Source organism: Mesorhizobium sp. B2-6-2 (genome assembly GCF_006440615.1).
In the GTDB taxonomy this organism is placed as follows: domain Bacteria; phylum Pseudomonadota; class Alphaproteobacteria; order Rhizobiales; family Rhizobiaceae; genus Mesorhizobium.
On record NZ_VFUG01000003.1, the window covers coordinates 20,380 to 34,168 of the forward strand.

The window sequence follows — 13,789 nt, forward strand, 5'->3', positions numbered from 1 at the left end:
TTACCCATGGTGGGGGGCCGAAACTAAATCAGGCCCGCGATGCTATCGCAGGCCTGATGTTCATGCATCCCTTCAGAAGAGGGTCGGCTGCCGCGGCAGCCGATCCTATCCCATTACTGAGTGGTGTTTCCAGAAAGGCCGGGCAGGGTGACCTGATAGACCAGGAAGGTGGTGTCGACATCGGCGCCGTCCTCGGCTTTGTACGCAGCGCCGACCTGGAAGCCGTCCTGGGTGAGAAAGTCGTTGTCGTTGGCGACGAACAGGAAATAGTCGTCGGGCAGCTTCGGATCGAGCACCGGCACCAGCGACATCGCCTCCCACTTCTCCGAGAGGTTGTCCTTGTCGTTCGGCGCGCCATTGTGCAGGCCGAAACGGCCGAGCTCGCCCTTGTCGTTGATGTCGATAAACGGCGTCAGCTTCGCCGGCGTCACCGACGCATCGAGCATGCCCTTCGGCGCGACCGGCTTGTCGGCGGCGTCGAACGGGCCGTTGGCGATATCGGTGGCGGCGGAGAGGTCGACGATCTCGATTTTGCGGTAGAGCGACTCGTCGCCCTTGACGCCCTGGCCGTTGCCTGAGTCGCGCGCCAGCATCAGAAAGCTCTTGTCGGAGAGCGCGACGATCTCGCTCTGCGCGGCCACCTTGGTCTTGCCCTTGGCATCCTTGAACACCGGCAGCGGCACGACATATTCATGCGCCAGCTTGAGGTGGGCGAGATCGGAAGCGTCGTAAACCAGCGCGCGGGTGTTCTGGCGGGTCGAGCCGGAATCGCCGCCGTCCTGGCGGGGCGCCGACTGCAGCACGGCGATCAGGAACCTGCCGTCCGGCGTCATCGACATGCCTTCGAGGCCCTGGTTGTTCTGGCGGCCGGTTTCGGGATCCTTCGGATCGGGCTCGGCAGCGCCCGGGCCCGGGTTGTCGGACGCGAAGTTCGGCTTGCCGTGGCGCATCGGCACCAGCGCCGCGGGCGGTTGGGTCGCCGACATCAGACGGCCTTCGGCCGAGAAGCGGTAGATGTTGGGACCATATTCGTCGGAGATGAACATCGTGCCGTCCGGCAGGCGCACGATCGCTTCGTCATCGAGCGCCAGCTTGCCATTGGCTTCGGGCAGGATCGGCATGTCGCCGGCGGCGGCGCGCTCGCCGTTCGACGGATCGAGGCCGGTGGCGTCGGCGCCCTTGTCGTCGGTCAGAAGCATCGTGTCGGCGAGCGTCGCTTTGACGCCCGACTGTTCCTGTCCGGCGGCGGGCGCCGCGCCAGGAGCGGTCGGGGCCAGTTCGATCGAGACGGTGTTGAGGCGCGGGCGATAGTCAGTGGTGCCGACGACATTGTAGCCGCGGTCCGGCAGCAGCCAGAGCGAACCCTTGTAGGTGGCCCCTTCACGCGTCCAGGATTTGGTGTCGATCGCCATGCCGGAACCTGAACCGAAGGTCTCGCCGAACTTGTCCTTCTGGTTGGCCGGGATGCGGCCGATGCCGACGAGCCCCTTGTTGACGTAAGCGACGCCGTCGGCGAGCGCCGGCGTCATGGCGGTAAACAGGGCAAGTGCCGCGCCGAGCGCGACGGTTCGGTTGAGATGTTTCATCGATATCCCCTTCTTGACGAGCAGAGCGGCCTGGAAGGAACGCGCATCGGCGATGCGGCGAGCCGGTTCCCGTCGAGCGGTCTAGGACGTGAACGTGATGGTTGCATGACAGTTTCCTTCTCCCCTTGTGGGAGAAGGTGGATCGGCGCGTAGCGCCGAGACGGATGAGGGGTGTTCCAGCGGAGTGAGAGGCTGGTGTCTTCTGGAGCACCCCTCATCAGTCGCCTTCGGCGACACCCACAAGGGGAGAAGGAGAAGCCCGTCAATCGCTCTCTCTTGCGATCAGCTCCAGCGGCCAAACCTCGTGGATGATGCGCGTGCCTTCGGGACCGGCGAAGGCGGGAAGCGAGGCGAGCAGCATCTCGGCCAGCCGCCGGCCCATGGGCTCCAGCGACGGACGGAAGGCGGTCAGCGTCGGCGAGAAGTAGCGGCAGAGCGGCGTGTCTACGATGACGATCACGGCCATGTCATGGCCCGGCTTGATACCCATCTCGGCCAGCGCCTTGCAGCCGCCGAGCGCCATCGCGTCATTGTTGAAGATGATCGCCGTCGGCGGGTTTTTGGAGCGCATTACTTGCGGCGTCACCTGGTAGCCGCCGGTCTCGTTGATGAAGCCGTCGGCGATCAGATCGGGGTCGACCTCGATACCGTGCCGCTTCAGCGCCTTGCGGTAGCCGTCGAGGAACAGATAGCCGAAGTTGAGATCAAGCGAAGGGCGGATGGCGGCAATGCGGCGGTGGCCGCGCGCGACCAGCCGGTCGACGGCTTCATCACCCGCCCTCTCGAAATCGATATCGAGTGACGGATACGTGTCGCCGCCGGACTGACTTCGGCCAAGCGTGGCGAAGGGAAAGCCGGCCTTGCTGAGATAGTCGATCCGATCGTCTTCCCTTCGCGTATTGGCCAACACGACCGCGTCGGCCCGGCGCGTCTCGACCACGCGGCGCAACCGCTCCTGCTGATATTGGCCCGGCTCACCCATGACGACCATCAGATCTAGGTCATGCTCGGCGAGCCGCGCCTGCAGGCCGGTCAGGAATGGGATGAAGAACGGCTCGCCATATTGCTGGTCGCCGGGATGCGGCTGCAGCATGAAGGCGATGGAACGGGTGGCGCCCTGGCGCAGGCTGCGGCCTGACTGATTGGGCGAATAGTTCAGCTTCCTGGCCGCTTCGAGCACACGCTGGCGTGTGTCGGCATTGACGTCGGCCCGGCCGTTCAGCGCGCGCGACACCGTGCCGATCGAGATGTTCAGGTGACGCGCGAGATCGTGGATGCTGGACGCCAAGGACGGATTCTCCCCCTGCCTTGGCTAGCACCGGCTGCCGCTCAGGCCAAGGCTTCGGGACGATTTTTGCAGGCAGCCGGTTGACATTCTACGCCATCGGGTGTGTTCTCGTAAACGTTTACGGAAAAACGTTTACGGTGACGCCGTGGACGCCGTGACATCCGGTCTGGAGGGACCGGCGGAGGAGGAACGCTGGATGATGAAGGTCGTCCTGGCCGGGTGCGGAGCGATGAGCAAGCACTGGCTCGATGCCGTGAAGCAGATCGACGGGCTCGCCATTGTCGGCCTCGTCGACCTCGACGTCGAGCGGGCCCAGGCGAGGGCGCGCGAATACGCGCTGTCCAACGCCATCATCGGCACCGACCTTGACGCCGTCCTCGACCAGACCAAGCCGGATGCCGTGTTCGACGTCGTGGTTCCCGCCGCGCGCCGCGAGGTCGCGCTTTCGGCCTTCGCGCACAATTGCCATCTGCTCACCGAGAAGCCGCTGGCCGACAGCCCGGACAATGCGCGCGCCATCGTCGAGGCAGCGCGCCGCGCGGGGCGCATCCACGCCGTCGTCCAGAACCGCCGCTATGTCGCCAATGTCAGGCGCATCAGGCGCTTTCTGGACTCCGGCGTCATCGGCAAGCCGACCAGCATCCACGCCGACTTCTTCGTCGCACCGCATTTCGGCGGTTTTCGCGAGGAGATGGCCCATGTGCTCCTGCTCGACATGGCGATCCACACGTTCGATGCCGCGCGTTACATGGTCGCCGGCGAGCCGGCCAGTGTCTACTGCCAGGAATGGGAACCCGTGAATTCCTGGTATCGGCAGGGGTCGTCGGCCAGCGCCGTCTTCGACCTCGGTGGCGGCAAGATCCTCACCTATGCCGGCTCTTGGTGCGCCGACGGTTGCCGCACGAGCTGGGAGGGAAGCTGGCGCATCGTCGCCGAGCGCGGCAGCCTCTTGTGGGACGGCCATGACGCGCTGAAGGCGGAGGTGGTTGCGTCCGGCCGCGACGGGATCATCGACAAGACCCAGCCCATCGAAGTGCCGCCGCTCGATCCCGCCGACCGTGTCGACGGCCATCTCGGCATCATCCGGGATTTCATGCACGCGGTCGAGACCGGCATCGAGCCGGAGACGCGCGGCGCCGACAACATCAAAAGCCTGGCCATGGTCTTCGGCGCCATCGAGAGCGCGGAGAGCGGGCGGCGCGTGACAATCGCCAAGGAAGCACAGTAATGGCAAACCCGCTTCTCGATATCAGGATCGGCACCATGGTGCGGGCCAATCTCGACGATCCGGCGGCCTATATCAGGCAGATCCTGCCGCTCGGGTTCGAGAGCATCCAGCCTTTCTTCTGGCAGACGCTGGGCGGCAAGGACCTGAAGCGCCTGGCGGGCGAGATCCGCGAGGCGATCGGCGACGCCGATGTGACCGTGTCCTCGATCGGGGTGTTCGGCAATCCGCTCGAGAATGGAGAGGTCGATCGCGGTGTGCTGGCGGCCTGGGAGACGGTGATCGACAATGCGCATCTGTTCGGCGCTTCGACGGTCAGCGGCTTCACCGGCCGCATCCGCGGCAAGAAGCTGACCGACAGCCTGCCGCGCTTCCGCGAGGTGTGGGGGCCGCTGGCTAAGCGTGCCGCCGACAAGGGCGTGCGCATCGCTTTCGAGAATTGCGCGATGGACGGCAACTGGGCGAGCGGCGACTGGAATATCGCGCATAACCCGGACGCCTGGGAGCTGATGTTCAACGAGTTGCCAGACGACAATCTCGGGCTGGAATGGGAGCCTTGCCATCAGCTCGTTTATCTCATCGACCCAATCCCGCAGATCCGCAAATGGGCGTCGCGCATCTTCCACGTCCACGGCAAGGACGCGACGGTGCGCTGGGACGTCATCCGCGAGCATGGCGTGTTCGGCCGACTGCCTTTCGTGCAGATGCGCACGCCGGGCTTCGGCGACAGCGACTGGACGCGGGTGATCAGCGAGTTGCGGCTGGCCGGCTACAAGGGCGCCATCGACATCGAGGGCTGGCACGATCCGGTCTATCGCGGCGACCTCGAGATCACCGGACAGGTGCGCGCGCTCGACTATCTGAAGCAATGCCGGGGAGGGAACAGCTACCTGCCCAATCCGGCTTGAGGCCAGATTCGATGTGAGGATTGGCCGGCGGGAGGAGCCGGCCGACCGAGGACGCAGACAATTCGAAACCCTCCATCGGGAGGGGTCTAAAAAGGGAGGAACGTGCATGACGACCAGAAGGACTGTTCTGCGCTCGACCGTCGTGGCGGCTGCCACGGCGCTCTGCGCCTCGATCTCTGCCTTGCCGGCGCACGCGCTCGACGCGCAATGGTGCAAGGACGTACACATCCGCTTCTTCGTCGGCGGCGCCGAGGGCGACGCCTTCGGCACCATCGTCTATAATGGCGCCAAGCAGGCGGCGGCCGATCTCGGGCCGAAGGTCGACTACATCTTCTCGCAGTGGGACGTCGAGAAGATGGTGCAGCAATTGCGCGAGGCGGTCGCGGTCAAGCCGCAGGGCATCGCCATGATGGGCCATCCGGGCGACGCCGCGATCATGCCTTTGGCCGAGCAGGCGCATAAGGACGGCATCAAGATGATGTACCAGAACGTGCCGGTGCCGAAGGTGGTGGCGGCGTTCGGCGGCGGCTATGTCGGCGCGCAGCAGGAGCAGCAGGGCCGCGCGCTGGGCGTCGAGGCGTTCAAGCTGGGCAAGCTCAAGTCCGGCGACAAGGCGATCATGATCGGTCCGTTCGAGAATGAAAGCCGCGGGGCACGCGAGCGCGGCACCGTGGCGGCGCTGAAGGAGGCCGGCGTCGAGGTGATCCAGCTCTCCTCGCCGCCGAGCGGAGAATGGGCGTCCGATCCCAACCTCGCCATTCCGGTGATCACCGCGGCGCTGCTCAACCACCCCGACGTCAAGGCGGTCGGCTATCCCGGCGGCCAGATGCTCGGCAATGTCGCCACCTATATGCAGGCGGCGGGCCGCAAGCCCGGCGACATCTTCAATTTCGGCTTCGACACCAGTCCGCAGATCGTCGAGGGCTTCAAGGGCGGCTGGGTGCAGCTGACGGCCGACCAGCAGCCGTTCCTGCAGGGCTACCTGCCGATTCTCAGCCTCTGCCAGCAGGTGGTGCTGGGGCTGGCGCCGATGAATGTCGACACCGGCGCGGGCTTCGTGACGCCGCAGAACTACGAGATCGTCTCAGAGCTCGCCAAGCAGGCGTTGCGCTGACCTCCCAGGCAGCCGGCCGGGCTTGCCCCGGCCGGCTGGACCGCCGGCGACGAGGCCGCCGAACAGACATTGCAAGCGAGGATCGCATGGGCGAACGCATCATCGAACTGCGCGACATCAAGAAATCCTACGGCCAGGTCTATGCGCTGGGCGGGGTCAACCTCAGCGTCGACCGCGGCGAAGTGGTCGGCCTTATCGGTGACAACGGCGCCGGCAAGTCGACGCTGATCAAGATCCTGTCCGGTGTGGTCAAGCCGACCAGCGGCGAGATCCTGGTGCGCGACAAGCCGGTCACCGGGTGGAGCGCGGCGCGCTCGCGCGACGCCGGCATCGAGACGGTGTTCCAGGACCGTGCGCTGGCCGTGCAGCAGACGATCGTGCGCAACATCTTCATGGGCCGCGAACTGACCAGCTTCATGGGCTGGCTGAAGGTCGACAAGGAGATCGAGGAGGCGAGCCGGCTGATGCGCGAGATCGGCTTCACCTCGAAGGTGTTCACGCCGCACTCGATCGTCGGCCAGCTTTCCGGCGGCGAGCGCCAGGGCGTGGCGATCGCCCGCGCCATCTACAAGCAGGCGGAACTGATCATCCTCGACGAGCCGACGACGGCGCTGTCGCTGACCGAGACCGCCAAGGTCTTCCATTTCGTGCGCCAGGTTCGGGCAAGCGGCCGGTCGATCCTGTTCATCGGGCACAACATTCACCATGTCTTCGACATTGCCGACCGCTTCGTCGTGCTCGACCGCGGCAAGGTGGCGCTCGCGGCCGACCGCAACGAGGTCAAGTCGGCAGAAGATCTCATCAACTTCATGGAAGACGTAGCACACCCCGGCGGATTGCCGGGACTGCATGAGGACGCGGAGCAGGGAGCGCAATGAGCAAGGCGATGGAACCCGATCTGCAAACGCCTCTGGGAACGGCAAGCGGCAAGATAGCCAAGGGACCGGCCAAGGAATGGAGCCATCCGTCCAATCACTGGCTGCGCGGCTTCGTCCTCGACAATCGCGCCTCGCTCGGCACGCTCGCGGTGTTCATTGTCATGATGGCGGTGTTCATGATCGCCAACCCGACCGTTTTCACCACCTGGTATCTCTACAGCTCGGTGTTGACGACGCTTCCCGTGGCGCTGTTCGTGGTCGTGCCGCTGGTCTTCGTCGTTACCTGCGGCGAGATCGACCTGTCGTTTCCCGCGACAATGGGCTTTGCCTCCTGGGTCTTCGCGCTGGTCGTGCAGGCCGGCTACGATCCGTTTATCGGCATCGCGGCGGCGCTCGTCACCGGCACGCTGCTCGGCTTCCTGGTCGGCTCGCTGGTTGTCTATGGCGGCCTGTCGTCGCTGATCGCCACGCTCGGCATGAACTTCCTGCTGCGCGGCCTGATCCAGATCATCAACGAAGGCAGGTCGACGGCGCTGACCGGCCTTGCCGACAGCTCGGCGTACAAGATATTCTCCAGCCAGATCTGGGGCATCCCGGTGCAGATCTTCTGGGCGATCGTCTTCGTCGTCTTCTCGGCGCTGCTCTACAACCGGCATCGCTTCGGCGCGCAGGTGAAAGTGGTCGGCGACAATCCTGACAGCGCAAGACAGATGGGCATCGACGTCAAATGGGTTCGGGTGAAGGTGTTCGTCTTCGTCGGCATCGGCGCGGCGATCGCCGGCACCTTCTCGGTGATGATCAATTTCACCTGGTGGCCGACGGCGGGCGACGGCTATCTGCTGCCCGTGCTGGCCTCGGTGTTCGTCGGCGGCACGCCGACCTGGGGCGGCATCGGCACCGTGGTGGGTGGCGCGATCGGCGCGGTCACCGTGTCGTTCATCCAGACCGGCGTGGTCGCGGCGGGCCTGAGCGGCTTCTACGTGCAGTTCTTCAACGGGCTGATCATCATCCTGTCGCTGCTCGGGCATAAGTGGAACCAGGCGCGGTACAGGTGAGGAGGCCGGTCACACCGGCGCGACGAACCCGTCCAGCACGCGTTTCTGGCCGGCCTTGTCGAAGTCGATGGTGAGCTTGTTGCCGTCGATGGCCGCGATGTTGCCGTTGCCGAATTTCTGGTGGAAGACGCGGTCGCCGACATTGAAGGCGGATGGCGTGTCGGCCACGGATTTGGCGACCAGCTCGCCCTCGATGGTGCGGCCCTTCACCGAGGTGCGGCCGGCGCCGTAGCCTGAGTCGGTTTCGCCATAGCCGATACGCTCGACCTGGTGGCCGGAGCGGGTGCCCCAGTTGCGGTCGGTCGCCTCGGTGCGGTTCGCCTGCGCGCGCTGCCAGCCGGGCGTCGCATAGGTGTTGGAGAAGCTGCCCTGGTCCTTGGCGCCGATATTGTCGAAGCGCGAGGCGCCGTAGGGGTTCTGCCGGCCGCCGCCGCGCCCGGAAGCGAACGAGCCGCCGCCATAGGGATTGCCGTAGCCGCCGTAGCTGTTGCCGCTGTCGGCGATATCGATATGGGTTTCGGGCAATTCGTCGACGAAGCGCGACGGGATCGTCGATTGCCACAGGCCGTGAATCTGGCGGTTGGAGACGAACCAGATATGCAGGTTCTTCTTGGCGCGCGTCAGGCCGACATAGGCGAGCCGGCGCTCTTCCTCGAGGCCGGAGCGTCCGCCTTCGTCCAGCGCGCGCTGATGCGGGAACAGGCCTTCCTCCCAACCAGGCAGGAAGACGGTCTCGAATTCGAGGCCCTTGGCCGAATGCAGCGTCATGATCGAGACCGCATCTTGCGATTCGCCTTGCTCGGCCTCCATCACCAGCGCGACGTGCTCGAGGAAGGAACGCAGCGATTCATACTCCTCCATGGAGCGGATCAGCTCCTTGAGGTTTTCCAGCCGCCCGGGCGCCTCCGCCGAACGGTCGTTCTTCCACATGTCGGTGTAGCCGCTTTCCTCCAGGATGGTCTCGGCGAGCTCGGTGTGCGGGGTGGTTTCCAGCGCCTTCTGCCAGCGCTCGAAATTGGCCGCGACCTCGCGCAGCGCCGCGCGCGGCTTCGGCTTCAGCTCGTCGCTTTCGGCGAGCGTTGCGGCAGCCTCCAGCATGGGGATGCGCATGGCGCGCGCCGTGTCGTGGATCTGGCGGATGGTGGCTTCGCCGAGCCCACGCTTCGGCACGTTGACGATGCGCTCGAAGGCGAGGTCGTCGCCGCCATTGGCGACGACGCGGAAGAAGGCCAATGCATCGCGGATTTCCAGGCGCTCGTAGAAGCGCGGGCCGCCGATGACGCGGTAGTTCAAGCCCAGCGTGATGAAGCGGTCTTCGAAGGCGCGCATCTGGAAGGAGGCGCGCACCAGGATCGCCATGTCGTTGAGATTATGCTTCTGCCGCTGATAGGCCTCGATGGCGTCGCCGATGGCCCGGGCCTCTTCCTCCGAGTCCCAGGCGGCGTGGACATGCACCTTGTCGTCCTCGGGGTCGTCGCGGTCGGTGAACAGCGTCTTGCCGAAGCGGCCCTCATTATGGGCGATGAGGTGCGAGGCGGCGCCCAAAATATGCGCGGTGGAGCGATAGTTGCGTTCCAGCCGGATGATGGTGGCGCCCGGGAAATCCTTGTCGAAGCGCAGGATGTTGTCGACCTCGGCGCCGCGCCAGCCATAGATCGACTGGTCGTCGTCGCCGACGCAGCAAATATTTACGGCACTGGCTCCAATCTCCCCCACTTGGGGGGAGATTGGCCTGCCGCCGGCGTCAGCGCCTTTGCGCCCAGAATTGGGCCTCTGCGCCAGAAGCCGCAGCCACATGTACTGCGCGGTGTTGGTGTCCTGGTATTCGTCGACGAGGATGTATTTGAACTTGCGGTGGTAGTCCTTCAGCACATCCGGATAGGCGCGGAAGATGCGGATCGGATGGTAGAGCAGGTCGCCGAAGTCGCAGGAGTTCAGCGTCTGCAGCCGTTCCTGGTAGGCCTTGTAGAGCTGGCGGCCCTTGCCGTTGCCGAAGCTGCGCGCATCGCCTTCCGCGATTTCATCGGGGCCAAGGCCCTTGTTCTTCCAGTTGTCGAGCATCTGGGCGAAGGTCTTGGCCGGCCAGCGCTTGTCGTCCAGCCCCTCAGCCTGGATCAGTTGCTTGATCAGCCGCACCACGTCATCGGTGTCGAGAATGGTGAAATCCGATTTCAGCCCGGCAAGCTCGGCGTGGCGGCGAAGCAGCTTCACGCCGATCGAGTGGAAGGTGCCGAGCCAAGGCATGCCCTCGACATTGCCTTCGCCGATCAGGATGCCGATGCGCTGCTTCATCTCGCGCGCGGCCTTGTTGGTGAAGGTGACGGCCAGGATCTGCGAGGGAAAGGCCCTGCCGGTGGCAAGGAGATGGGCAATGCGCGTGGTGAGCACCCGCGTCTTGCCGGTGCCCGCGCCGGCCAGCACCAGAACCGGGCCTTCGGTCGTCTCGACGGCGAGCCGCTGCTCCGGGTTCAGGCCCTTGAGATAATCGGGCACGCCGTTCTGGCCGCTGCGGGCGGCCATGGCGCGCGCGGCTATGCCGGATGGGGCCGCAGCGGGCCGCGCATTCGGTTCATCGAAAAAAGGCATGTCCTCGGAAAAGCCCGACATCGCTCCCGAATGTAGTGATTCGGCAGCGAAAGACCAGAACTGTCTACGTTTTGTTCTAGTTTTCGCGTGTCTGGCCGCAACTTGACAGCCGGAGCGGGTGAGGGAAAGCTGCCGGCAGGGCAGGGACGGCTCGCCGTCGCCTGAAAGCGGCCGCGAAGGCGCAACAGTCGAAGGAGCACCGTCTTGGCTGTCACCATCACCTCCCTCGTCCTCTTCCTCATCGGTCTCATTCTCGGCGGCGGCGGCATCTGGCTCATCGCGCTGGGCGGCAGTTGGTACTACCTGATCGCCGGCCTGGTCTTCCTGATCACCGCCTGGCTGCTGTTCAGGCGCAGGTCGACCTCGCTCTGGCTCTACGCGCTGTTCGTACTGGCCACGCTATCCTGGGCGGTCTGGGAAATCGGCTTCGACTGGTGGCAGCTCAGCCCGCGCGGCGGCGTCATCGTGCTCATCGCCCTGTGGCTGCTGACGCCGTGGGCAAGGCGGGGGCTGCTCGGGCCGGACGGACGCGCGCCGCTGATCCTGGCCGTGCTTGCCTCGCTCGCGGTCGCCGGTTATTCGATGACCGCCGATCCCATGGATATCGGCGGCACGCTGGGCACCGAAAAGGCGGCGACGGCCGCCAATCTCGGCGGCGACATGCCGGCCGGCGAGTGGCAGTTCTACGGCCGCACGCCCTTCGGCCAGCGCTATTCGCCGCTCGACCAGATCACGCCTGACAACGTCGCCAAGCTGCAGCCTGCTTGGACCTATCGCACCGGCGACGTGAAAGGCCCCGACGATATCGGCGAGACGACCTATCAGGTGACGCCGCTGAAGGTGGGCGACGCGCTGTTCATCTGCACGCCGCATAATTTCGCCATCGCCATCGATGCCGCGAGCGGCAAGGAGAAGTGGCGCTACGATCCGAAGATCAAGCTCGACCCCAACCGCCAGCATCAGACCTGCCGCGGCGTGTCCTATTATGCCGACGCCAAGATCGCCTCCGGCCAGCCTTGCGCCGCGCGCATCTACCTGCCGACCTCCGACGCCCGGCTGATCGCGCTCGACGCCGCGAACGGGCAGGTGTGTCCGTCCTTCGCCGAGGGCGGCACGCTGAACCTGATGGCCAACATGCCCTATCCGAAGTCGGGCTATTATTATTCGACGTCGGCGCCGCTGATCGTCGGCGGCAAGATCATCGTCGGCGGCGCGGTCAACGACAATTATTCGACCGAGGAACCGTCCGGCGTCATCCGCGCCTTTGACGCCAGCACCGGCGCGCTGTTGTGGAACTGGGATTCCGGCAATCCCGATGTGACGACGCCGCTGCCCGCCGGGCAAACCTACACTCACAACTCGCCCAATATGTGGTCGACGGCGAGCGCCGACGAGAAGCTGGGACTGCTCTACGTTCCGCTCGGCAACCAGACGCCGGACCAACTCGGCATGGGCCGCAGCGCCAATGTCGAGAAATTCTCCTCCTCGATCACCGCGCTCGACCTCAACACCGGACAATTGCGCTGGGTACGGCAGACTGTGCATCACGATCTGTGGGATATGGACGTGCCGGCGCAGCCGTCGCTGGTCGACATCACCACGGCGAGCGGCGTCGTGCCGGCGCTGGTCGGACCGACCAAGCAGGGCGATCTCTACGTGCTCGACCGGCGCACCGGCGAGCCGATCATCCCGGTGAAGGACGTGCCGGCGCCCGGCGGCGCGATCGAGGGCGATCATGCCTCGCCGACGCAGCCGGCCTCGGACCTGTCCTTCAATCCCAGGCCGCTGACCGGTGCGGATATGTGGGGCATCACCATGTTCGACCAGCTGGCGTGCCGGATCGAATTGAAGAAGCTGCGCTATGAGGGACGCTACACGCCGCCGTCGCTGCAAGGCTCGCTGATCTATCCCGGCAATTTCGGCGTCTTCAACTGGGGCGGCGTCGCGGTCGATCCGGTGCGGCAGGTGATGTTCGGCATGCCGACCTACCTCGCCTTCACCTCGAAGCTCATCCCGCGCGCGGACGTGCCGCCGCCGGGCGACACCAAGGGCAGCGAGCAGGGGCTGAACCGCAACGAGGGCGCGCCTTACGCGGTGGTGATGGGACCGTTCCTGTCGCCGCTCGGCATTCCCTGCCAGGCGCCGCCCTGGGGCTATGTCGCCGGCGTCGATCTCAAGACGGGAAACATCGCCTACAAGCACCGCAACGGCACCGTCTACGACATGACGCCGCTGCCTTTGCCGCTCAAGGTCGGCGTTCCAGGCATAGGCGGGCCGATGATCACGGCTGGCGGCGTCGCTTTCCTGGGCGCCGCGGTCGACGATTATCTTCGGGCCTACGACCTCACCACCGGCAGGCAGCTCTGGCGGGCGAGGCTGCCGGCGGGCGGCCAGTCGACGCCGATGACCTATACGGTGGCCGACGGCCGCCAGTTCGTCGTCATCGTCGCCGGCGGGCACGGCTCGGTCGGCACGAAGCCGGGTGATTACGTGATGGCCTACACGCTGCCAAAATAGGACAGGGCGGTGTCAGGCCTCAAAGCCCGAGATGACCGCGCAAGCTGGGCACCTGGTCCAGCACCTGATTGGTCAGGTCGGGGCCGGCGGCAAGCTCGGCCTGCTTGATCAAGGTCTCGCCGGCCTGACGGATTTGCGCCATGTCGAGGCCGGACGCCTTGAGCGCGGCGATGCCGTTGATCAGCGCGCCGGCCTTTTCGCCCAGCACGCCGCCAAGCGCGCCCTGCAGCGACGACAGAAGTCCGCCGCCCGAATTGGCCGTCGCGCCGGCGGCCATCACGTCATATTTCTGGGCCAACGCATCGGCGCCGGGGATCTGGTCGAAGAAGGACGAAACGCTGGTGCCCTCAGCCTCATGCTCGAGCACGGAAAAAATGGTGCCGACAACCTTCTCGGTGGTCGGCTCATCGAGGCCGGCCTTCGAGGAAACGGTGTCGATGATATCCTGGACGTTCATGGCATTCCCCTTTTCGTCATTCGTATCGGTGAAGCCGATCCGGCAACTTCACGTCCTAATGTGACAGCACCATCAAGCCTTTCGGAAATGACCAAAATGTGATGAATCAGCCGGGCTTGTCGGCTGAGCGACGGGTCGGCGCCAGACCTCTACAGGGATCGTCACCGGGGCGTGA

General features: G+C 65.3%; 10 protein-coding genes. 6 read left to right on the forward strand and 4 right to left on the reverse strand.

All coding sequences use genetic code 11. The annotated features are described in order from the left end of the window. Window positions 1-113 precede the first annotated feature (113 nt). Both FJ419_RS08175 and FJ419_RS08180 read right to left on the reverse strand, forming a co-directional pair. Window positions 114-1,529 carry an esterase-like activity of phytase family protein gene (locus FJ419_RS08175; protein ID WP_246679169.1) on the reverse strand — a complete coding sequence of 472 codons (1,416 nt, stop codon included), beginning with the start codon at window positions 1,527-1,529 and terminating at the stop codon, window positions 114-116. A 319-nt stretch (window positions 1,530-1,848) separates the two neighbouring features. After that, complete coding sequence (locus FJ419_RS08180; protein ID WP_140689473.1) at window positions 1,849-2,874, reverse strand: LacI family DNA-binding transcriptional regulator; 1,026 nt, start codon at window positions 2,872-2,874, stop codon at window positions 1,849-1,851. Window positions 2,875-3,070: 196 nt separating this feature from the next. Here FJ419_RS08180 and FJ419_RS08185 point away from each other — a divergent pair, with 196 nt between their 5' ends. The 5 genes from FJ419_RS08185 to FJ419_RS08205 all read left to right on the forward strand — a co-directional run bounded on the left by FJ419_RS08185 (window position 3,071) and on the right by FJ419_RS08205 (window position 8,054). Then, window positions 3,071-4,102, forward strand: a complete 1,032-nt coding sequence (locus tag FJ419_RS08185; RefSeq protein ID WP_140689478.1) for a Gfo/Idh/MocA family oxidoreductase — start codon at window positions 3,071-3,073, stop codon at window positions 4,100-4,102. After that, on the forward strand, window positions 4,102-5,007 hold the full coding sequence (locus FJ419_RS08190) for a sugar phosphate isomerase/epimerase (RefSeq protein ID WP_140689480.1): 906 nt from the start codon (window positions 4,102-4,104) through the stop codon (window positions 5,005-5,007). Before FJ419_RS08185 ends, FJ419_RS08190 begins: the two co-directional genes overlap by 1 nt. Before the next feature lie 106 nt (window positions 5,008-5,113). Then, on the forward strand, window positions 5,114-6,121 hold the full coding sequence (locus FJ419_RS08195) for a substrate-binding domain-containing protein (RefSeq protein WP_140543321.1): 1,008 nt from the start codon (window positions 5,114-5,116) through the stop codon (window positions 6,119-6,121). An 86-nt stretch (window positions 6,122-6,207) separates the two neighbouring features. Continuing rightward, window positions 6,208-6,999, forward strand: a complete 792-nt coding sequence (locus FJ419_RS08200) for an ATP-binding cassette domain-containing protein (RefSeq protein WP_140543322.1) — start codon at window positions 6,208-6,210, stop codon at window positions 6,997-6,999. After that, on the forward strand, window positions 6,996-8,054 hold the full coding sequence (locus FJ419_RS08205) for an ABC transporter permease (protein ID WP_140689482.1): 1,059 nt from the start codon (window positions 6,996-6,998) through the stop codon (window positions 8,052-8,054). Before FJ419_RS08200 ends, FJ419_RS08205 begins: the two co-directional genes overlap by 4 nt. 9 nt (window positions 8,055-8,063) lie before the next feature. Here the strand turns inward: FJ419_RS08205 and FJ419_RS08210 are convergent, their stop codons facing one another. After that, window positions 8,064-10,661 carry a UvrD-helicase domain-containing protein gene (locus FJ419_RS08210; RefSeq protein WP_140689484.1) on the reverse strand — a complete coding sequence of 866 codons (2,598 nt, stop codon included), beginning with the start codon at window positions 10,659-10,661 and terminating at the stop codon, window positions 8,064-8,066. 183 nt (window positions 10,662-10,844) lie between these two features. Here FJ419_RS08210 and FJ419_RS08215 point away from each other — a divergent pair, with 183 nt between their 5' ends. Beyond that, a complete protein-coding gene (locus FJ419_RS08215) occupies window positions 10,845-13,157 on the forward strand; it encodes a glucose/quinate/shikimate family membrane-bound PQQ-dependent dehydrogenase (RefSeq protein ID WP_140689487.1) in 2,313 nt (770 codons plus the stop codon). Window positions 13,158-13,176: 19 nt separating this feature from the next. On the opposite strand, the gene FJ419_RS08220 is transcribed toward FJ419_RS08215, so the two are convergent. Further along, on the reverse strand, window positions 13,177-13,614 hold the full coding sequence (locus FJ419_RS08220) for a hypothetical protein (protein WP_140689489.1): 438 nt from the start codon (window positions 13,612-13,614) through the stop codon (window positions 13,177-13,179). Window positions 13,615-13,789: the final 175 nt, after the last annotated feature.

Coding starts and splice junctions, on each gene's coding strand:
- FJ419_RS08210 (WP_140689484.1), bottom strand. CDS start 10,661: ATGTCGGGCTTTTCCGAGGACATGCCTTTTTTCGATGAACCGAATGCG.
- FJ419_RS08200 (WP_140543322.1), top strand. CDS start 6,208: ATGGGCGAACGCATCATCGAACTGCGCGACATCAAGAAATCCTACGGC.
- FJ419_RS08220 (WP_140689489.1), bottom strand. CDS start 13,614: ATGAACGTCCAGGATATCATCGACACCGTTTCCTCGAAGGCCGGCCTC.
- FJ419_RS08185 (WP_140689478.1), top strand. CDS start 3,071: ATGATGAAGGTCGTCCTGGCCGGGTGCGGAGCGATGAGCAAGCACTGG.
- FJ419_RS08175 (WP_246679169.1), bottom strand. CDS start 1,529: ATGACGCCGGCGCTCGCCGACGGCGTCGCTTACGTCAACAAGGGGCTC.
- FJ419_RS08190 (WP_140689480.1), top strand. CDS start 4,102: ATGGCAAACCCGCTTCTCGATATCAGGATCGGCACCATGGTGCGGGCC.
- FJ419_RS08195 (WP_140543321.1), top strand. CDS start 5,114: ATGACGACCAGAAGGACTGTTCTGCGCTCGACCGTCGTGGCGGCTGCC.
- FJ419_RS08205 (WP_140689482.1), top strand. CDS start 6,996: ATGAGCAAGGCGATGGAACCCGATCTGCAAACGCCTCTGGGAACGGCA.